Source organism: Nonomuraea sp. B10E15 (assembly GCF_039871615.1).
GTDB lineage: Bacteria > Actinomycetota > Actinomycetes > Streptosporangiales > Streptosporangiaceae > Nonomuraea.
The window spans coordinates 89,169-108,618 of record NZ_JBDPMB010000029.1; the positions used below are offsets into that span (position 1 = coordinate 89,169).

Annotated in this window: 17 protein-coding genes; 8 read left to right on the top strand and 9 right to left on the bottom strand. The window is 70.4% G+C overall.

What is annotated here, in order from left to right; genetic code table 11:
- Positions 1-219: 219 nt before the first annotated feature.
- From ABGB14_RS44675 to ABGB14_RS44685, 3 genes are read left to right on the top strand one after another with little or no spacing between them, the layout of a single operon-like run.
- The gene (locus tag ABGB14_RS44675; RefSeq protein ID WP_347649956.1) at positions 220-1,179 is read left to right on the top strand and encodes an ABC transporter substrate-binding protein; all 960 of its coding nucleotides are present in this window, start codon (positions 220-222) and stop codon (positions 1,177-1,179) included.
- Positions 1,176-1,955 carry an ABC transporter permease subunit gene (locus ABGB14_RS44680; protein ID WP_347649957.1) on the top strand — a complete coding sequence of 260 codons (780 nt, stop codon included), beginning with the start codon at positions 1,176-1,178 and terminating at the stop codon, positions 1,953-1,955. Before ABGB14_RS44675 ends, ABGB14_RS44680 begins: the two co-directional genes overlap by 4 nt.
- On the top strand, positions 1,952-2,737 hold the full coding sequence (locus ABGB14_RS44685; RefSeq protein ID WP_347649958.1) for an ABC transporter permease: 786 nt from the start codon (positions 1,952-1,954) through the stop codon (positions 2,735-2,737). The genes ABGB14_RS44680 and ABGB14_RS44685 overlap by 4 nt, the downstream gene beginning before the upstream one ends.
- Here the strand turns inward: ABGB14_RS44685 and ABGB14_RS44690 are convergent.
- The 5 genes from ABGB14_RS44690 to ABGB14_RS44710 all read right to left on the bottom strand — a co-directional run bounded on the left by ABGB14_RS44690 (position 2,727) and on the right by ABGB14_RS44710 (position 9,281).
- Entirely contained in the window at positions 2,727-3,740 is a 1,014-nt protein-coding gene (locus ABGB14_RS44690; RefSeq protein WP_347649959.1) for a nitrilase-related carbon-nitrogen hydrolase, read from the bottom strand. The genes ABGB14_RS44685 and ABGB14_RS44690 overlap by 11 nt on opposite strands.
- Positions 3,741-4,184 (bottom strand): hypothetical protein, encoded by a 444-nt coding sequence (locus ABGB14_RS44695; protein WP_347649960.1) that lies wholly within the window; start codon positions 4,182-4,184, stop codon positions 3,741-3,743. It abuts the gene before it with no gap.
- 2 nt (positions 4,185-4,186) lie between these two features.
- Positions 4,187-5,572, bottom strand: coding sequence for an aldehyde dehydrogenase family protein (locus ABGB14_RS44700; RefSeq protein WP_347649961.1), 1,386 nt, complete (start codon positions 5,570-5,572; stop codon positions 4,187-4,189).
- Positions 5,569-6,552: a DUF1838 family protein gene (locus ABGB14_RS44705; RefSeq protein WP_347649962.1), complete on the bottom strand. Its 984-nt coding sequence runs from the start codon at positions 6,550-6,552 to the stop codon at positions 5,569-5,571. The genes ABGB14_RS44700 and ABGB14_RS44705 overlap by 4 nt, the downstream gene beginning before the upstream one ends.
- Before the next feature lie 173 nt (positions 6,553-6,725).
- Positions 6,726-9,281: a nitrate- and nitrite sensing domain-containing protein gene (locus ABGB14_RS44710; protein WP_347649963.1), complete on the bottom strand. Its 2,556-nt coding sequence runs from the start codon at positions 9,279-9,281 to the stop codon at positions 6,726-6,728.
- Between the two features lie 539 nt (positions 9,282-9,820).
- On the opposite strand from ABGB14_RS44710, the gene ABGB14_RS44715 reads away from it, so the two are divergent.
- Positions 9,821-10,804, top strand: coding sequence for an ABC transporter substrate-binding protein (locus ABGB14_RS44715; protein ID WP_347649964.1), 984 nt, complete (start codon positions 9,821-9,823; stop codon positions 10,802-10,804).
- A gap of 16 nt (positions 10,805-10,820) precedes the next feature.
- On the opposite strand, the gene ABGB14_RS44720 is transcribed toward ABGB14_RS44715, so the two are convergent.
- The 4 genes from ABGB14_RS44720 to ABGB14_RS44735 are packed head-to-tail and all read right to left on the bottom strand — an operon-like array spanning position 10,821 to position 14,983.
- Positions 10,821-11,408 (bottom strand): ATP/GTP-binding protein, encoded by a 588-nt coding sequence (locus ABGB14_RS44720; RefSeq protein WP_132339571.1) that lies wholly within the window; start codon positions 11,406-11,408, stop codon positions 10,821-10,823.
- Positions 11,389-11,769 carry a DUF742 domain-containing protein gene (locus ABGB14_RS44725; RefSeq protein WP_132601579.1) on the bottom strand — a complete coding sequence of 127 codons (381 nt, stop codon included), beginning with the start codon at positions 11,767-11,769 and terminating at the stop codon, positions 11,389-11,391. Before ABGB14_RS44725 ends, ABGB14_RS44720 begins: the two co-directional genes overlap by 20 nt.
- Positions 11,770-11,807: 38 nt before the next feature.
- Positions 11,808-12,230, bottom strand: a complete 423-nt coding sequence (locus ABGB14_RS44730; protein ID WP_132339573.1) for a roadblock/LC7 domain-containing protein — start codon at positions 12,228-12,230, stop codon at positions 11,808-11,810.
- Complete coding sequence (locus ABGB14_RS44735) at positions 12,227-14,983, bottom strand: nitrate- and nitrite sensing domain-containing protein (RefSeq protein WP_347649965.1); 2,757 nt, start codon at positions 14,981-14,983, stop codon at positions 12,227-12,229. Before ABGB14_RS44735 ends, ABGB14_RS44730 begins: the two co-directional genes overlap by 4 nt.
- A 608-nt stretch (positions 14,984-15,591) precedes the next feature.
- Here ABGB14_RS44735 and ABGB14_RS44740 point away from each other — a divergent pair.
- From ABGB14_RS44740 to ABGB14_RS44755, 4 genes are all read left to right on the top strand, one after another.
- The gene (locus tag ABGB14_RS44740; RefSeq protein WP_347649966.1) at positions 15,592-16,593 is read left to right on the top strand and encodes an ABC transporter substrate-binding protein; all 1,002 of its coding nucleotides are present in this window, start codon (positions 15,592-15,594) and stop codon (positions 16,591-16,593) included.
- Positions 16,590-17,405: an ABC transporter permease gene (locus ABGB14_RS44745; protein WP_347649967.1), complete on the top strand. Its 816-nt coding sequence runs from the start codon at positions 16,590-16,592 to the stop codon at positions 17,403-17,405. The genes ABGB14_RS44740 and ABGB14_RS44745 overlap by 4 nt, the downstream gene beginning before the upstream one ends.
- A complete protein-coding gene (locus ABGB14_RS44750; protein WP_347649968.1) occupies positions 17,402-18,208 on the top strand; it encodes an ABC transporter permease subunit in 807 nt (268 codons plus the stop codon). Before ABGB14_RS44745 ends, ABGB14_RS44750 begins: the two co-directional genes overlap by 4 nt.
- 158 nt (positions 18,209-18,366) lie before the next feature.
- The gene (locus ABGB14_RS44755; RefSeq protein ID WP_347649969.1) at positions 18,367-19,137 is read left to right on the top strand and encodes an ABC transporter ATP-binding protein; all 771 of its coding nucleotides are present in this window, start codon (positions 18,367-18,369) and stop codon (positions 19,135-19,137) included.
- Positions 19,138-19,450: the final 313 nt, after the last annotated feature.

Here is a 19,450-nt window from a genome sequence, read left to right on the forward strand (position 1 = left end):
CCTCGCAATCAGCAGGCACGCGGCCCGGGGGGCGCCGTGCGGTCGGTCCGATGATCAGATGTGCCGGACCCGAGCTTGCCATGCCCATAGCTGATCGACAAAGGGCGAGTCAGGAGAGATCGGCTACCGTAGGCTCGACATCCTGACGACCCTCTGGGCACCCCCTTGTCCCCCAGAAAGGCAGAAGCGATGAAGCTGGCCAGGATACTAGCCGCAGGCATGGCGATCGCCCTCTCGCTGAGCGCGTGCGGAGGGGGCGGCGAGAGCGGCGACGGCGGCACCGCGGCTCCTGGAGGCTCCGCGGGCGGGCTGGAGAAGACCCAGCTGCTGGTCGGTGTGGTGCCGGTCCCGTCGTCGGCGCCGCTGTTCATCGCGGAGAAGCGGGGCTTCTTCAAGGAGGAGGGGCTGACCGTCAAGACGGAGATCATCCAGGCTCCGCAGGCGGTCATGCCGAAGATCCTCAACGGCAGCATGGACGCGTTCCTGACGAGCTACGTGTCCCTGATGGCGATCAACGACTCCGGCGCGGCCACGCTCAAGCTCTTCCAGCACAGCCAGGAGGCCGCGCCCAACGTCGCCGGCGTCGTGGTGGCCGAGGGCTCGCCGATCAAGTCGGCCGCCGACCTCAAGGGCAAGACGATCGCGGTCAACGTGCTGAAGGCGCTCGGGCAGACGCTGACCAACGCCCACCTGCAGGAGGCCGGGCTCAAGCCGGACGACGTCAAATACGTCCCGGTGCAGTTCGCCGACCAGATCAGCGCGCTGTCCTCGGGCAAGGTCGACGCCGCCTGGCTGGTCGAGCCGTTCCTGACCGCGGCGAAGAAGGACGGCGCCACCCAGATCATCGACACCACCGACGGCGTCACCGCCGGCGTGCCGATCGACGGCTGGGGCGTCACGGAAGACTGGCTGGCCAAGAACCCCAAGACCGCCGCCGCCTTCCACCGCGCCCTGGCCAAGGCCCAGCAGATCGCGGGCGAGGACCGCAAGGCCATCGACGAGGTCGTGCCGACGTACACGCAGATCCCGGCCGACGCGGCGGCGGCGATGACGCTCGGCACGTTCTCGCTCGAGGCCGACAGGGCCGGTGTGCAGAAGCTCGGCGACCTGCTGCACGGCTACGGCTACCTCAAGTCCAAGGTGGACGCGGCGCAGCTGTTCGCGCCGCTGGGCGGATGATCGATCGGCGGATCGCGCGGGCCGCGCTCGGCGCGCTCGGCGTGGCGGGCTTCCTCGCCGTCGCCGAGGCGGCCGGGCGCGTCGGGCTCGTCCCCGACGTGCTGCCGTACACGTCGCAGGTGCTGGTGACGGCGGCGCGGCTGCCGCTGGAAGCGCAGTTCAGGGCCGACGTGCTGGCCACGCTGGAGGCGTGCGCGAGCGGGCTGGCGATCGCGATCGCGGTCGCCGTGCCCGCCGGGTTGCTGCTCGGGACGGTGCCGTTCGTGGAGCGGTCGGTACGCCCGCTGGTGGAGTTCCTGCGGCCGATCCCCTCGGTGTCGCTCATCCCCCTGGCCATGTTCCTGTTCCCGGTGAGCCACGACGCCAAGGTCGCGCTCATCGTCTACACCTGCTCGTGGCCGCTGCTGATCAACACCCTGTACGGCCTGGGCGACGTCGACCCGCTGGCCAAGGAGACCCTGCGCAGCTTCGGCTTCGGGCCGCTGGCCGTGGCGCTGCGGGTGAGCCTGCCGAGCGCGGCGCCGTTCATCGCCACCGGCGTGCGCATCGCCGTGTCCGTCACCCTGATCGTGGCGGTGAGCGTGGAGCTGCTGGCTCCCGGCGGCGGCGGGATCGGCGCGTTCCAGTCGCTGGCGGGCAGCGCCAACCGGGCCGACCGCATGCTGGCCGCCCCGCTGTGGGCCGGGGTCATCGGGCTGGCCGCCAACGTGCTGTTCACGTCCGCCGAGCGCCGCCTGTTCCGCTGGCACCGGGCGCGCGCGGGAGAGCCGTCATGACCGCCGCCGCCCGCCGGCTGGTGTGGTACTGGCTGCTGCCCGTGGCCGTGCTCGGCTGGGAGCTGGCCACCCGCTCTGCGGACGCACCTTACTTCCCGCCGCCGTCGCGGATCGTCGTACGGCTGCACGAGATGTGGTTCTCGGGCCCGCCGTCGCGGGCGTTCCTCACCGACGAGGCCGTCGCCGACCTGCTGCCGAGCCTGGCCAGGCTGTTCGCCGGGTGGGCGGTGGCGTGCGCGGCGGGCGTGCTGGTCGGCGTCGCGCTCGGCCGCTCGTGGCTGCTGTCGGCCCTGGTCGAGCCGCTCGTGCACTTCGGCCGCTCGGTGCCGCCGTCCACGCTGGTGCTGGTGTTCCTGGTGCTGTTCAAGATCGGCACCCCGATGCAGCTGGCCTCCATCGTGTACGGCGTCATCTGGCCGGTGCTGATCAACTCCATGGACGGCGCCCGCCACGTCGACCGCCAGTACATCGAGACCGGCGTCGTCTACCGGCTGGGCCCCTGGCAGCGGCTCGTCCGCGTCATCCTGCCCGCCGCCTCCCCGAAGATCTTCGCCGGGCTGCGGCTGAGCGTGTCACTGGCGCTGATCATGATGGTGATCTCGGAGCTCGTCGGCAGCAGCGAGGGCATCGGGCACCGCATGCTGGAGGCGCAGAGCCAGTTCGACATCCCGGCCATGTGGGCGGCGATCGTGCTGCTCGGCCTGCTCGGCATCGCCCTCAACGCCGCGTTCCTGGGCGTCGAGCGGCTCGTGCTCTCCTGGCACCGCGGCGTCAGGGCCTAGCTTCGCCGTACAGCCGCTCGATCGCCTCGATCTGCCTGGTCGTGAACCAGGCCCGGTCGCGCGGCCCGGCCGCCAGGCCGCCGGGCCGCTCGCCGTCGTGGCGGGCGTACTCCTCAGCCCACAGGCCGGTCTTCACGCGGCTGAGCAGGTTGCCCATCCCAGGCCGCCGCCGGTGCCGGCGCAGCGCCGTCAGGTCCAGTTCCGCGGCGGCCACCAGCGACTCGCCCGCGCCCGCCAGCGCCAGCGCCCGGCCTTCGTGGTCGATCACCTCGGATCCGCCGTTGGTGGAGTCTCCGGGGATCGCGATGCCGGACAGGCCGCCGCTGTTGGCCGAGACGACGTAGGCGTGGTTCTCGACGGCCCTGGCGCGGCGGGCGATCGCCTTGGGCGTCAGCGCCGGCGAGGACGCCTCCGACGTGGGATGGCAGAAGACCTCGGCACCGCGCAGGGCCAGCGCGCGGGCCAGCTCCGGCACGAGGACCTCCTCCGAGGCGAGCACCGCCAGGTTGCCGATCTCGGTGCGGGCCACCGGCAGCACCCCGTCGATGCCGTAGACGTCGAGGTACCGCTCCCACACGTCGTACGGGGTCGGCGTGAACATCGAGTGCAGCCGGCGGTAACGCAGCACCGCCTCCCCCTGCGGGGAGAGGATCACCGACGCCTGGAAGTACAGCTCGGGGAAGTGCTCGTCGCGCTCGTACGCGTTCACGCACAGGAACAGCTCGTGCCGCGCGGCGATCTCCCCGAGCGCTCGGTATTCGGGGCCGCCAGGGTCGAGAGCGGCCCGTTCGCGCCACTCGGCGAAGCTCTCGCGCATGGGGAACCCGGTCAGCACGTATTCCGGCAGCACCACCAGGCGCAGGCCGGGCCCGAGCCACGCCGCCGAGCCGCGGACCCGCTCGGCGATCCGGTCGACGGCGGCGGCGATCTCGGCCCGCGGGTCGGCGGCCGCGTTGACGGCGCGGGTCCGCACCTGCAGGGCAAGCGCGGTGTAGGCGGTCATTCAGCCGACCCGCCGCTCGTTGATGAGGGTACGGCGCACGCACACGCCGCCGCGGATCCACTGCCAGACCCTGCTGCGGGTGTCGCCCGTCCCGCTCAGCACGATCAGCTCGAACAGCCGCAGGTCCTCCCCTTCCGCCTTGAACTGCCAGCGCAGGTAGATGGTGGACTCGTCCAGCTCCCAGAACTCGCCCTTGAGCCGGTCGGTGTCGAACCCGCAGCGGCCGCCGCCGAGATGGCGGCCGGGGAACTCGTGCACCTCCACCCGGCCGTCGTCCCAGGTGTAGCGGTTGGTCTGGTGGTAGGTGGCGTCGCCGACGATGGCGCAGGTCATCTCGACGCGGTGCCGGTCGAGCACGGCGCCGCCGGGGTCGACGTGCACGTACTCGCCCTCCCACCGGCCCTCGTGCCGCGCCAGCAGCGGCATGTCCTCGCGAAGTCCCACGCTCACTCCTTCTCCAGCGGATGCCACCACGGGTCGGCGGCCGGCGACCGGTTCACCAGGAACGCCCGGCGGCGCAGGAACCGGCGGATCGAGGCGGCGCCCATGCGCGAGCGGCCCAGGCCGGACAGCCCGAACGAGTCCTTCTCGCCTTCGTGCACGAGAGCGGTCAGCGAGGCGTCGTTGATGCTGACCGCCCCCACGCGCAGCCGGGCCGCCACCTCCATGGCGTCCTGCTCCGAGGCGGCGAAGACGGCGGCCGACAGCCCGTAGACGGAGTCGTTGGCCAGGGCCACCGCCTCCTCGGCGCCGGCCACGGCCATGACCGGCAGCAGCGGGCCGAACGTCTCCTCCGTCATGACCCGCATCTCGTGGGTGACCCCGGACAACACCGTGGGCCGGCACCAGTGGCCGCCGCCGTGGCGTTCGATCTCCCCGCCCGTGTGCACGATCGCGCCCCTGGCCGTCGCGTCGGCCAGCTGCGCGGCGATCACCTGCTCGTGCCCCGGCCGGATGAGGGGACCTATCGGGCCGCCCTCGCACGTCAGGCCCACCCTGGCGGCCTTGCTCGCGAGCAGGTCGAGGAAGTCGTCGTGGACGTCGTGCTCGACGTAGACCCGCTCGATCGACTGGCAGGACTGCCCGGCGTTGGCGGTGCCGCCCCACAGGATCGCGGACGCGGCCCGGTCGAGGTCGGCGCCGGCCAGCACGATCGCCGGGTCCTTGCCGCCCAGCTCCAGGAACGCGGGCACGAACGCGCGGGCCGCCGCCTCGGCCACCCGCCGCCCCGTCTCGACGCTGCCGGTGAACACCACGGCGTCCACCATTCCCACCAGCGCCGCGCCGGTCTCGCCGTCGCCCTCGACCACCCTCAGCGGAAGTTCGGGAGGCACCAGCCGCATCAGCGGCTCGATGAACCGCGGCGTCACCTCGCTCGGCTTGACCAGCACGGAGCAGCCCGCCGCCAGCGCGGGAGCCGCGTCGATGAGGGCCATGAGCAGGGGCAGGTTCCACGGGCTGAGCACGCCCACGAGATCGTAGGGGACCATGTCACCGCCCACGACGATCCCCGGCGCCGACGCGGCGAACGGCTCGGGCGGCGCCAGCAGCGCGGGAGCCTCGCGGGCCCAGCGCCCGACCAGGTCAGCGGCGAGCCGCCGTTCCAGCGACGACTCCCCCACCCGACCGGTGTCGGCCACCAGCGCGGCCAGCAGGTCGTCGTCGGCCGCGAGCGCGGCGGCGAACGCCGACAGGACCTCACTCCTGTCCGCCCTCCGCCAGCCGCCGGCGCGCCCGCGCAGTTCGGCCGCCAGGTCCGCCAGCTGCGCGGGCGTGGCGGGCACGAGCTCCCGCTCGGCCCAGCCGGTGAGCGGGTTGCGTACGGTGCTCATGACCGGCCGTTGGCGGCGCACCAGGCCGCCCAGGTGGTGGCGCCCTTGCCGAGTTGCTTGGTGTGGAAGGACGTCCAGGAGTTCTCGCTCGGGCCCGGCCCGGCGGGCGCGGAGGTGAACCGCGGATGCTCCGCTTCGACCGCCGCGCGCAACCACGGTTCGACGTCGTCGTAGGAGTCGACCGACCAGCCGCGGGCGTGGTAGGTGAGCCCGCCGCGCACCTCGGTCTCCGCCAGGCACATGAACGGCGCCCACGGGCTGGTCCTGGCCCAGCTGACCTTGGTCTTCATCGCGCCGCGCGGGACGGCGCCGGGGACGGCGCGGGCGGCGACCTCGCGTCCGTCCACCGAGAAGTCGAACATCTCCTGCGCGGTGTAGACGCCGCCCACCAGGCCGAACCGCTCGCCGAGCGTGGCGCCCAGATCGGCGCGTACGGGGATGTCGCTGGTCCACACCGTCTCGTCGTGCACCCTCACCAGCGGGGGCCCCTGGAAGGAGGGCGTGATCGGGAATGGGCCGAAGTTGACCGCGTCGTTGTTGATGGGGACGACCGGGTACGTCCTGCCGTCGACCGGGTTCTTCCACTCGCGGACGATCCGCGCCGGGTCGGCGGGGTCGGTGTAGAACACGATCTCGCGGGAGAGCTGGTAAAGCTGGTTGGTGCCGGGCACCCGGTGGAGCCGCCGGATGTTGTAACCCTCGATGTTGAAGAGCTTCTGGCCGTGCCGCATGGCGGGGTCGAGGGTGTTGCCCGTGACGTCCGCGAAAACCGACCCCGAAATCCGGAAAACCATATCCTTGCCGTCGGGGCGGCCGAAAGTCTGGAGCGAGAGCAGAGCACTTTTCCCGGTGACCGTTCTGAACACCGGACCGGGATGGGTCGGCGTCCTGGACCCGGCGTCCGCCGCCGCGCCGGGAATGGCGCCGCTCGCGAACAACAGGACGAGAGCAAAAGACGCCGTCAGTCTGCGTGTGAACATGGATGCTCCCCACCGAGAAAGCAGGACGACGCCTATTCTGATCATGCGCTCACCGGCATTGTCCAGCCGTGACTTCCCGCAGAATTCAGCGGTTCTTCCCTTTCGAGCGCGGTGCGGCCGGGCCGCGTGCCGTGCGGGCGCCGCTGGAGCCGCCCGGCGCGGGCCGTGTCCCGTCATGCGCCCTGCCCCGGCGGCGTTCTCCACGGGCCGGGTCGCGTGGGGTTGCCCGTGCTGAGGTCGTCGCGTGCCGCGCGGACGCCCTGCTGGAAGCCGGCCAGGCGGTTGCGGACCCGGTCGGGCGAGATCCGGGGGATGGGGGCCACGCCCTTGGGAGTGGAGGCGCTGTCGGCGGTGCCGGGCACCAGGTTGGCCCTGGGCACGCGCTTGGGCAGGCCGGACGGGGTGGCGCCGTCGTCGACAGGGCTGGCCGCGGCCTGCGCGGCGCTCCATCCGGCGTCCGCCTGGGGCGAGCTCCACACGTCGCTGCGGTCGCGGTCGAACCAGGCCGACTCCACGGCGGCGAAGATCGGCAGGTAGTCGTCCGCGCCCCGAGCGGGTGGCCCCGCCTGCGGCGGGTCGAATGCCGGCGATCTGGGCGGTGGGGCGGGGCCGTACGGACCGGGCGGGCCCGGCCAGACCGGCGGCGGCGCGAGGTCCCGCGGTGCCGCGGTGTCCGAGGGGTCGGTGGCGAAGGACGGCCAGTTCGCGACCGCGGGCGTGGAGTAGGGCTCCGGCTCGGCACCGGGCGGGGTGTGCGGGTCGGGCGGGTGGGTGCTCCGGGGCTCGGGTGGGGAGGTGGTGGAGAAGGCGGGCGGCGGGGTGAAGAAGCCGGAGGGCCGGTCGGGCGACGAAGGGAAGGCAGCGGGGGTGGGCTGGGCCGGGCCCAGGTGGTAGTGGAGCAGGGAGCCGGGCAGGAACACGATCGCGGTCAGGCCGGCCGCGTGCGAGCGCAGCCGCACCCGTACGCCGTGGCGCTGCGCCAGCCGGGCGACCACGAACAACCCCATGCGGCGGGAGACCGACACGTCCACCGTGGGCGCGCGGGCGAGCCGGGCGTTGGCCTGTTCGAGCTCGTCCCGGGTCATGCCGATGCCGGTGTCGTCGATGGAGAGCATGAGCCCGCCGCTCTCCATGGTCCCGGTGGAGACGGTGACGCGGGTCTCGTACGGCGAGAAGGCCAGCGCGTTCTCGATCAGCTCCGCCAGCAGGTGGACGATGTCGTTGACCGCCTGTCCCGAGACGGCGACGCCGCCGGCGAGCTTGACCGCGACCCGCTCAGCCCCTTCGACCTCCGACAGCGCGGCGCGCACCACGTCGGCCAGGCCGACCGGCTCGTTCCACCGGCGGGGGGCGTCCTGCCCGGCCAGGACCAGCAGGTTGTCGTTGTTGCGCCGCATGCGCGTGGCCAGGTGGTCGAGGGTGAACAGGCCGGCCAGCCGCCGCTCGTCCCGCTCGCCCTGCCCCAGCCCGTCGATGATCTGGAGCTGCCGCTGGACCAGGGTCTGGCTGCGCCTGGACAGGTTGACGAACATCGCGTTGACGTTGGCGCGCAGCCGGGACTCCTCACCGGCCAGCCGGATGGCCTCGCGGTGCACCTCGTCGAACGCCCGGGCGACCTCGCCGATCTCGTCGCGGGAGTCGACTCCGATGGGCGCGGGCACGAGTCCCGTCCCGTCGCCGCGCTCGCGCAGCAGGCGGACCGTCTCGGGCAGGCGGGCGCCGGCGATGTGCAGGGCCTCGGTGCGGAGCCTGCGCAGCGGGCTGACCAGGGACCGGGCCATGATGGCCGTGACGATCAGGACCGCGAGCAGCAGCAGGAGGCTGTAGGCGGCGGCCAGGAGCGCGTCCTGGCGGGCGGCGTCCTTCATCGTCCTGCTGTGGACGTTGATCTCCTCCCCGAGCCGGCGCTGCATGGTCCAGATCCCGTTCACGGAGCCGCTGCTCGCCTCGAACCAGTGGTCGGCGTCGTCCTGGCGCTCCGGCTCGATGTCGATGCGGTTGCCGTCGGCGGCCTGGGCCAGCGCGCGCAGCCGGATCGCCTCGGCCCGGTCCACCAGGGCGCCGGTGACGGTGTCGTCGTACAGCTGGCGCTGGTCGGGCGTGGCCACCGACTTGAACACGCTGACCTCGCTCTCCTGCCGTGCGCGGGCGGCGATGAACCGGTCGAGTTCGCCGCTCTGGAACCGCCCGGCGGCGGCCGCGCCGGTGAGCAGGCCGCGCTGCTCGGAGGCGGCGTTGTACGCCTTGGACAGGGCGGAGAGGGCGGCCACGTCGCCGGCGAGCACCTCCTGGTCGCCTCCCTTGCCGATCTCGTCGTGGAACTGCGCGAGCACCGCGATGATCTGGGAGTACTTGGTGACGGTGGGCAGGGCGAGCAGGGCGGACCCGAGCACGGTGCTGCGGGTGGCGGCGATCTCCGGCAGGCGGCTGAGCATCTGCCGGGTGAGGGTCGACGCGCTCCCGCCGTACGCGGGGGTGATGGTCGCGGCCTTCTCGCGGAACGCCTCGGCGGCGGAGTCCACTCGGCCGAACTGCGCGCGCAGCGGCTCCTCGCGTTCGGGGGTACGGCCGGCGGCCACGTAGTGAACGGCGAGGTCGCGTTCCAGGGCCAGCTGGTGGGTCAGCTCGGTGACGGAGGCGCTGAGCTCGGATTTGTCCATGACGCGCTGGTATTGACCGGCCAGCGTCCACGACGTGATGACCTGCTGCGCGCCGACCACGATGCTCACTCCGGTCGGGATGACGATCAGGGCGATGAGCCGCGAGCGTACCCGCCAATCCCGGAACCGGAATTTACGCCGTCCTTTTCCGCCGTTTCGGCCATGCGGCTTCGACGGTGAAGGCGGATGGGGACGGTGGACGTCCGCAGGCGATCGGTTGCTCACTGGTTCCACTCTCTGGCCTACATATACGCCGGCATCGGCATCTGATGCGCCCCCGAGACGAAGAGCAATTTCAACACACGCCAGGCAGGTTGCGCCAACCTTACAAATCACCTGACTGCCTGGAAAGGATGACGTACAGCAAAACAACCCCCAGCGAAGCAGAGACGTCACGAAAGCCGGACAGCGACCGACAATCAGCGATGTTTCACTGAGCCGTGCCCCAGGACCATTCATGGCATTCGCGACACTCCTGCTGTACGATCACCGCCTGTCCGCGTGCCGCCGCCTCCGGTTCCGTTTCCCGGTGTCCACTCCCCGCGTCCACTCCCCGCGTCCACTTCCCAGCGTCCACGGCGGCCTCGATGCCCCGGCCAAGGAGGACCATGCGATCCGGGCCCGCCCTCCGCGCCTGCGTGGCGCTCGCCGCCACGATCGTCATCACCGCCTGCGGCGGCGCCGACCCCGGACCGCCCGCAGGCGGCCGGCAGGGAGGCCCTGAGAAGACGGCGCTGACCATCGGCGTCAGCCCGACGCCCTCGTCGGCTCCGGTCTTCATCGCCGACCGCCGCGGGTTCTTCAAGGAGGAGGGCCTGACCGTCAGGACGGAGGTCATCCAGGCGCCGCAGACCGTCATGCCGAAGATCCTCAACGGCACCATGGACATCTTCAAGGGCAGCTACGTGTCCCTGGTCAACATCCAGGACAGCGGCGCGGCGAAGATCAAGATCCTGCACGACAGCCTGGCCGCGGCGCCGGGCATCGCGGGCGTCGTGGTCATGAACGACTCCCCGCTGCAGGGCCCGAAGGACCTCAAGGGCGCGACGATCGCCGTCAACTCGCTCGACAACCTGGGCACGATGTCGATGAGCGCCCATCTGAAGGCTTATGAGGTCGCCCCCGACCAGGTGAAGTTCGTCGTGGTGAACTTCGAGGCCCAACTGGCCGCGCTCAAGGAGTCGCGGGTGGACGCCGCGTGGATGGTCGAGCCGTTCCTGTCGGCCGCGCAGCAGGCGGGCGCGCGGCTGCTGCTCGACACCAACACCGGCCCCACCGACGCGCTGCCGATCGACGGCTGGGCCGCGACGGAGGAATGGACGGCCCGGCATCCGCGAACCGCCGCGGCCTTCCAGCGCGCCGTGTCCAGGGCGCAGCGCCTGGCCGTGACCGACCGCGCGGTGCTGGCCGAGGTCGTCCCGCTCTACACCCAGACCCCGAAGGACGCGGTGATGACCATGGCGATGGGGACGTTTCCCACGTCGTTGAACGCCACGCGCATCCAGCGGGTGGCGGACCTCATGTACGAGTTCGGCTACCTGGAGTCGAAGGTCGACGTGGCCTCGATGGTCGTGCCCATCCCCGGGCGGTGACGCTCGCGGAAGAGGCTCAGCCGCCCCAGCCCGGCACGGCCATCCTGACCGAGAGGGCGTGTTCGACCAGGTTGATCAGCGCGCTTTTCACGGAGTCCTTCGACCTGGCGTCCAGGCGCACCATCGGGATGTGCGGGGCCAGGGTCAGGGCGTCGCGGACCTCGGCGTCGCTGTGCGGATATTGTCCGTCCCAACCGTTGACGCCCACCACGAACGGCAGTTGCGCCTCCTCGAAGTAGTCGATGGCGGGGAAACTGTCGGCCAGGCGGCGCGTGTCGACCAGCACCACCGCACCGATCGCACCCCGCACCAGGTCGTCCCACATGAACCAGAACCGATGCTGTCCGGGCGTCCCGAACAGATAAAGAATCAGATCACGATCCAGCGAGACCCGGCCGAAGTCCATCGCCACGGTCGTCGTCGACTTCAACGGCGTCATGCCCAGATCGTCGATGCCCTTGGAGGCATCCGTCATGACGGCCTCCGTGGTCAACGGCATGATCTCCGACACCGCACCGACGAACGTCGTCTTGCCCACCCCGAAACCCCCGGCCACCACGATCTTCGTCGAGGTGAGGCCGGGACTAGAGCCTGCGAAGTCCACTGAGCACCCTTTCCAGCAGGTTGACGTCCGGCCTACCCTCATCCAGCTGCGGCTGGTGCACGCGGACCAGACCTTCGGCGGCCATGTCAGCGATCAGGACCCGTACGACGCCCAGGGGGATCCGCAGCAGGGCCGACACCTCCGCCACCGACCGGACCTGCCGGCACAGTTGGCTGATCGCCTGGTACTCCGGCGTGATGTGCGAGAACTCCCGCTGCTCGGCGGTCGCCGAGGACACGAGGGCCTCCATCGCCAGCTTGACCCGCGGCGCCGTCCGTCCGCCTGTCACCGCGTACGGGCGGACGGGCGACGCCGGGTCGGGACTCAGCGGCGACTGGGACTGGGGCTGAGGCGGAGGCACCCAGTCGCCGCTGTTCCATCGGGGGTCTGTCACCTACGTCACCTTGTCTGGCTGGCGCGCAGCTCCGCACGCACAGCCGGAGTCAGCACCTGACCGGCGCGATCCACCATCAGCGTCATCTGGTACGCCACCAACCCCATGTCACAATCCGGAGCCGCCAACACAGCCAGACACGAACCATCGCTGACCGACATGATCAGCATCAACCCACGCTGCATCTCCACGATCGTCTGATTGACCGCACCCCCCTCGAACACCCGCGCCGCACCCTGCGTCAAACTCACCAGACCCGACGCGATCGCCGCCAGCTGATCCGCCCGATCAGCCGGAAAACCCGACGACGCCGCAAGCGGCAACCCGTCGGACGAAACCACCACCGCGTGCGCGACCCCGGGAACGGTGCTGACGAAGTCGGTGATCAGCCAGTCGACTCCGCGTGCCGCGTGACTCAGGTCTCTCATGCGTCCTCCTCCCTGTTGTCGTCCGCTGGGCCAGAGGGGAACGCCCTGCCCTCGCTGATGTCATCACGTGCCGCCCGGAACCCCTGCTGGAAGCTGGAGAGCCGGTTGCGGATCCGGTCCGGCGACACCGACGGCATCGGCGTCACTCCCTTCGGCGACGACGAGGTGTCCGCCGATCCGGGCACCAGGTTGGCCTTGGGCACCCGCTTGGGCAGCCCGGCGGCCGTCGATCCATTACGCACAGGCTCCACCACCGCTTCCGCCGCACTCCAGCCTTCGTCCGCCTTGGACGGGCCCCAGCTCGCGCCGCTCCCGTCGCGGCCGAACCACGCGGACTCGACGGCGGCGAAGATCGGCAGGTAGTCGTCCCCGCCGGAGGCGGGCGGGGACGCCGGGATGGACCCCGACGTGCCCGGATCCGGGTCGTGGCGGTCGAACCCCGGCCGCTGCGGCGGCATCGTGTCGTTGCTCCAGCCGCCCGGCGGGCGCTCGGGTCCTGGCCGTCTGGGCAGGCCGCGGTCGCCGTTCTGCGCGGGGCCCCGGTGCGGGCCGCCCGAGTTCCACACGTCGGCCCCGTCGTAGCCGAGCGGTTCCTGCGGCCAGCCGCCGGGCTCGGGCTGCCAGGGAGCCGACGGCGGCCAGTTGCCGCCCTGGTCCGGGTTCGACGGGAAGGACGGGTGGCCGGGGCCGAGCTGGTACGGGGGCTGCGGCCAGTCCACGGCCGGCGGGGCCGGATGCGGGCCGGAGTACGGCTCGTCCCTGGGCCCGCCGCTCGCCGCGCCCGCGAGGGCGGGAGGCTGGTTGCCGGAGAACGCGGAGGGCTGGTTGCCGGAGAAGGACGGCGTGCCGGTGAGGGGAGGCGCCTGCGTGCCCAGCATGTTCTCCGGGATCAGCACCATCGCGGTCAGCCCGCCGGAACTGTGGGGGCGCAGCTGCACCCGGATGCCGTGGCGGTGCGCCAGGCGGGCGACCACGAACAGGCCCATGCGCCGCGACACCGACACGTCCACGGTGGGCGCGTCGGTCAGTCGCTCGTTCGCCTGGGCCAGTTCCTCCTGCGTCATGCCGATGCCGGAGTCGGTGATCGACAACATCACGCCGCCGCCGTCGATCCTGCTGCCCGACACCGTCACCCGCGTCTCGCGCGGCGAGAACGACAGAGCGTTCTCCACCAGCTCCGCGATCAGGTGGATGACGTCGTTGACCGCCTGACCGGCCACCGACACCCCGTCGGGCACCTGCAACACGACCCGCTCGTAGTTCTCCACCTCCGAAAGGGAGGCGCGCGCGACGTCGACCAGCTTGACCGGCTGGCTCCAGCGGCGCGGCGGGTCCTGCCCCGCCAGCACCAGCAGGTTCTCGCTGTTACGCCGCATACGCGTGGCCAGGTGATCCAGCTTGAACAAGTTCCCGAGCCGCTGCTCGTCCTGCTCACCCTGCTCCAGACCGTCGATCAACGTGATCTGCCGCTCCACCAGCGTCTGGCTACGCCGCGACAGGTTCACGAACATCGCGTTCACGTTGCTCCGCAGCCGCGCCTCCTCGCCCGCCAGCCGCACCGCCTCACGGTGCACCTCGTCGAACGCCCGCGCGACCTCACCGATCTCGTCGTGCGTGTCCACGCCGATCGGGTCGACCGGCGGGACCGTTCCTTCCCCGCTTTCACGCAGCTCGCGTACGGTGCCCGGCAGGCGGTTGCCCGCGATGTCGAGCGCCTCGCCGCGCAGCTTGCGCAGCGGCCTGATCAGCGAGCGGGCGATGAGCGAGATGATCGCGAGCACCACGAGCAGCAGCACCAGGATGAAGCCGCCGGAGATCAGCGCCGAGCGGTTGGCGCTCTCCTCCAGAGCCCTGGCACGCAGGATGACCGAGGAGGACAGCTCCTTCTCCACGGTGCGCAGCGCGTCGATCTTGCCGGTGCTGACCTCGACCCACGTGGCCGCGTCCTGGGCGGGCCGGCCACCGATGCTCAGGTCCTTGCCCTCGGCCGCCTGCGCCATGGCCCGGAGCCTGAACAGGTCGGTCTGGTCGACGTCGTGCCCCACGACCGTGTTGCGGTAGAGCTCGAGCTGTTCGAGGTTGGCCAGGGTGGCGAACAGCGTCGTCTCGCTCTCCTCCCGCGACTTGGCGTCGGTGAGCGCGTCGAGCTCGCCGCTGTCGAAGCCCTTCCTGTCCAGCGCGCTGGCCAGGATGCCGCGCTGCTCGGACGCCTGCTCCTTGGCCCTGGCGATGGCGGCCCGCGAGCCGGCGCTGCGTGACACCTCGTCGTCCACCGCGACCTGGCCGACCTGGTCGTGGAACTGCAGCAGGGCCGCGATGATCTGCGAGTACTTCTGGATCATCGGCAGGGGCTGGATCTTCCCGTTGACCGCGGTGTCGCGTACCGTCCGGATCTCGTCGAGCCGGCGCAGCACCGGGCGTACGGCGTCGGCGTGGGTGTCCGTGATCGCCGCCGCCCGCTCCTTGGCCTCCTCGATGTGGCCGTTCACCGCGCTGTAGGTGGTGCGCAGCTGGGCTTCGCGGTTGTCGGGACGGCCCTGGGCGATGAAGAGCGCGGTCTCGTCGCGTTCGAAGGACAGCTCGTGCGTGACGGTGCCGAGTTGCTGGCTGAACTCGGCGACCTCCCTGAGGGTCTGATAGGTGTTGGCGTCACTGAGCGAGGTGATCACGTTCAGTCCGCCCAGCCCCACGGCCACGGCCGTGGGAACGACGATCAGCGCGACGAGCCGCGACCGTACGTGCCAGTTGCCCAATCCGAACCTTTTCGAGGTCGGCTGAGACAACCGTCGCTTCTCATGCCCGTGCGGCTCGCGGTCGGCGGAAGCTTCGGCGCTCTGCGTTCTCACTTGCCTTCGCAACCTCTCGCCTGGAGGGGGAATTCTCGGGGGCCGTGCAGGTTATTGCAGGTGGGGCAATATGTACGTCCAGATAAGCGCCATTTGAGCACAGGGGTCGCCAAGGGCCAACCACCACTAGTGCCCGTATGGGGTGTTTATCCCCCAGTGTCCAGAAAATTCGACAGAATCGGTAGAGGGCCTCTCATCAGGAGAAACAGGCAATAGAGGGCCGTCCGCGGGCCACCTCTTGACTCGCAGAAAAGATCGAATAGTATGCACCATCAGTTACTGTTGCCTCGCGTTCACCTCCAGTCCCAAACCGGACAAACATTCGGGCGGGTATCGGTCACCAGAATTTCACGATAGAGCCCGAAACAGACATTGCAACCACAAGTGTTGTTCTCGCGATAATGACCACTAATTTGGTGCTACGGTCGATCTCTGTTGTGCGTCAGGCACGCAGCCCGCCGGGAGCAGAAGCCCCCCGGTTTCCCCCCTGGCTCCATCTGAAGGGAGTCCCTGACATGAGGCTTGGCCGTCCCGCCAGGACCGCCATCATCGGGATCGCTCTGATACTCGGTGTAGTCGCGTGCAGCACCGGCGGCTCAACGACCGCCGGCGCGCCATCGTCCGCACCCGCCAACGGCGGCCTGGAGAAGACGGAGATCAAGGTCGCCACCCTGCCCGCCATCGACAGCGCAGCCCTCTACGTGGCCATCGACCAGGGGCTCTTCGAGAAGGAGGGCCTGGAGGTCACCCCGCAGGTCGTCCAGGCCTCCCCCGAGGCCATCCCCATGATGCTGAACGGCGAGATCGACGCCATGTTCGGCAACTACGTCTCGATGTTCGCCGCCCACGACAAGGGCTCGCTCCAGTTGCGGATCCTGGCCGAGGGTTCGCGCGCCTCCCCCGACTCGCTGAGCATCATGGCGCTGCCCGACTCGCCCATCAAGGCGCCGAAAGACCTCGAAGGCAAGACGATCAATGTGAACGTCCTGCACAACTTCCAGGAACTGGCGCTCACGCAGGTGCTCAAGGCCAACAACGTCGATCCGGCCACGATCAAATACGTGCAGGTGACGTTCCAGAACATCATGCCCTCCTGGAAGGGCGGCCAGATCGACGCCGCCTACCTCGGCGAGCCGATGGTCACCGCCGCCACGGCGTCCATGGGCGCCCGCAAGATCCTCGACCCCGCATCCGGCCCCGCCGCGGAGTTCCCGATCTCCGGCTACGTCAGCACGCAGGAGTGGTACGACAAGAATCCCAAGGTCGCCGCGGCGTTCCAGCGAGCCATCCACAACGCGGGCAAGCTGATGGAGAACAACCGTGAGGTCGTGGCCAAGGTGCTGCCGACCTTCACCCAGATCAACGCCGCCACGGCGGCCACCGTCACCTTCCCCTACTTCTCCAGCAACGACAATCCGGTCCGCCTCCAGCGGGTGGCCGACTGGATGCTGGAGGCCAAGTGGCTGTCCAAGGCGATCGACGTGAAGACCCTCATGTCGCCCACCACGTCCGGGTGAGCGCGCAGACCCTGTCCCGTGCCCGTCCGGCGTCCACGACCACCCGATGGTCGCGCCGGGCGGCTGGGGCGCTCGCCTTCGCCGCCCTGATCGAGCTGACAAGCCGGACGGGCCTGGCAGATCCGGAGTTCCTGCCGCCGGCCACGGAGATCGTCGGGCGGGCGGTCACGTTGTCGGCCGATCCCGCCTTCCTCGGGCACGCCCTGACCAGCCTGCTCGCCTGGGCGATGGGGCTGGGCATCGCCGCCGCCATCGCGGTGCCGCTCGGCCTGCTGCTCGGCAGCGTCCCGATCGTCGACGCCGCGATGCGGTCGGTCGTGGAGTTCCTGCGGCCGATCCCGTCGGTGGCGCTCATCCCGCTGGTGGCCCTCGTCATCGGCACCGGGCTCCAGCTGCGCGTCACGCTGGTGGTCTACGCCTCGCTCTGGCCCATCCTCTACAACACGATGTACGGCCTGCGCGGCGTCGACCCGCTGGCCAAGGAGTCGCTCAGGTCGTACGGCTTCGGCCCTCCGGCGGTGCTGCTGCGCGTCTCGCTGCCGTCGTCGGCGCCCTTCATCACCACCGGGATCAGGCTGGCCGCCGGAGTGGCACTCATCCTGACCGTCAGCACCGAGATCGTGGCCGGGCGGGGTGAGGGCATCGGCGTGTTCATCTTCTTCGCCGGCATCGCCGTGCCCGCCCGGATGGTCGACATCCTGGCCGGCGTGTTCTGGGTCGGCCTGTTCGGAGTCGTGGTCAACGCGCTGCTGGTGGCCGCCGAGCGGCGGGCGTTCCGCTGGCACCACGCGCAGCTGGGAGAGCGGCCATGAGGCGCGGAGGGCTGGGCACGGCGACGTTCCGCTGGGTGGTGCTGCTCGTGCTCGTCCTGGTCTGGGAGGCGGCCACGCGGGTGGCGGGCAGCACGTTCTTCCCGCCGCCGAGCGCGATCGTGACCCGGATGCACGCCATGTGGTTCTCGGGCCCGCCGGATGCGTTGTTCCTGACCGACGCGGCCGTGGAGAACATCCTGCCGAGCCTGGGCAGGATGGCCGCGGGGTTCGCGGGGGGCGCGCTGGCCGGGGTCGTGCTCGGGCTGGCGGTGGGGCTGTCCGCCAGGGCGTACGACTATCTCGACGGGGTGCTGCAGTTCCTGCGCGCGATCCCGCCGCCCGCGCTGGTCACCGTCTTCCTCGTGGTGTTCGGGTTCGGGCTGCGGATGCAGCTGGCGTTCATCATGTTCAGCATCGTGTGGCCGGTGCTGCTCAACACCGCCGACGGCGCCCGCTCGGTCGAGCCGCTGCACCTGCAGACGAGCCAGGCGTTCCGGCTGTCGCGGGCCGAGCTGCTGCTGCGGGTGGTGGTGCCGTCCACGCTGCCCAAGATGTTCGCCGGGTTGCGGCTGGCCCTGTCGCTCTCGCTGATCGTCATGGTCTTCTCCGAACTGCTGCCCGGCACCACCAACGGCATCGGCTTCCAGATCACCGACGCGTACTCCACGTTCGACCTGCCCGGGATCTGGGCCGGGATCGTGCTGCTGGGCGTGCTGGGATACTTGCTCAACGAGCTTTTCCTGGTCGCGGAGCGCCGGGTGCTCGGCTGGCACCACGCCGCCCAGCAACTGGCGGCTCCGTGAGCGTCCCCCATGGCGGTTGCGCCCGTGAAAGACTGAGATCACGTTCCCAATAGGTTACCTAACCGACATGTCCGGCAATTTACCCTCCGATAAAGTTGTCGTCCCCGGCTCCGCAAGAGCCGCCGTGCAATCCGCGGCCTCGCCCCCAAGGACATCCATTGCTCGAGATAGACAACCTCTCCCACGTTTACGGCGGCGGCAGCCCGAACGCGCACCACGCCATCGACGGGCTCAACCTGAGCGTCGCGGCGGGTGAGCTGCTGTGCATCGTCGGCCCCTCGGGGTGCGGGAAGTCGACGCTGCTGCGCTCGATCGCCGGCCTGATCAACCCGACAGGTGGCGAGATCAGGGTCGAGGGCGACGTGGTGCGCCAGACCCCCGACAACCTGGCCGTCGTCTTCCAGGACTACAGCCGCTCGTTGTTCCCGTGGATGTCGGTGGCCGACAACGTGGCGCTGCCGCTGCGCCGCAAGAACATGGACAAGCGCCAGCGCCGCGAGGCCGCCCACGAGGCCCTGGAATCGGTCGGGCTGCAGGACGCGGGGCGCAAATATCCGTTCCAGCTCTCCGGCGGCATGCAGCAGCGGGTGGCGATCGCGCGTGCGCTGGCGTACCGGCCGACTCTGATGCTGATGGACGAGCCGTTCGGCTCGGTCGACGCCCAGACCCGCGAGGACCTGGAAGATCTGGTGCTCAAGGTGCGCGGCCACCACCAGATGACGATCGTGCTCATCACGCACGACATCGACGAGAGCGTCTACGTCGGCGACCGCGTGGTGGTGCTCTCCAAGGCCCCGGCGCACGTGGTGGGCGACCTCAAGGTGGAGCTGCCCGCGCCGCGCGACCAGATCTCCACCCGCGAGCACCCCGACTTCGTGCACCTGCGCGCCGAGGTCGGCCGTCTGGTCCGCGGCCACGCGACCGTGTGATCATCCGCACGTCCGCGCCCCTTCTGCCCGCAGCCACGCGGACGTGCGACCATCCCTCTTCAGGGCCGCGTCCGGCCCTGGGGTCCGCAGCCACGTGGGCCGTGCGGAAAAACAGCATTCTTTACGGCTGGCGCCAAGGTCACGCCACACGCCGCACGTGGCTGAGCGCCTCCAGGGGGACGCCCGCTGACAGAGATGATGTAGGGGAGCACCTCCCGCCAGTCCTGACCCACCCTCTGACTGACCTCGGGTCTTCAACGGGATCTGTCGGTCTGAGCGGGAAGTGCTCGCCTGCACCCACCGGACGTGGCGT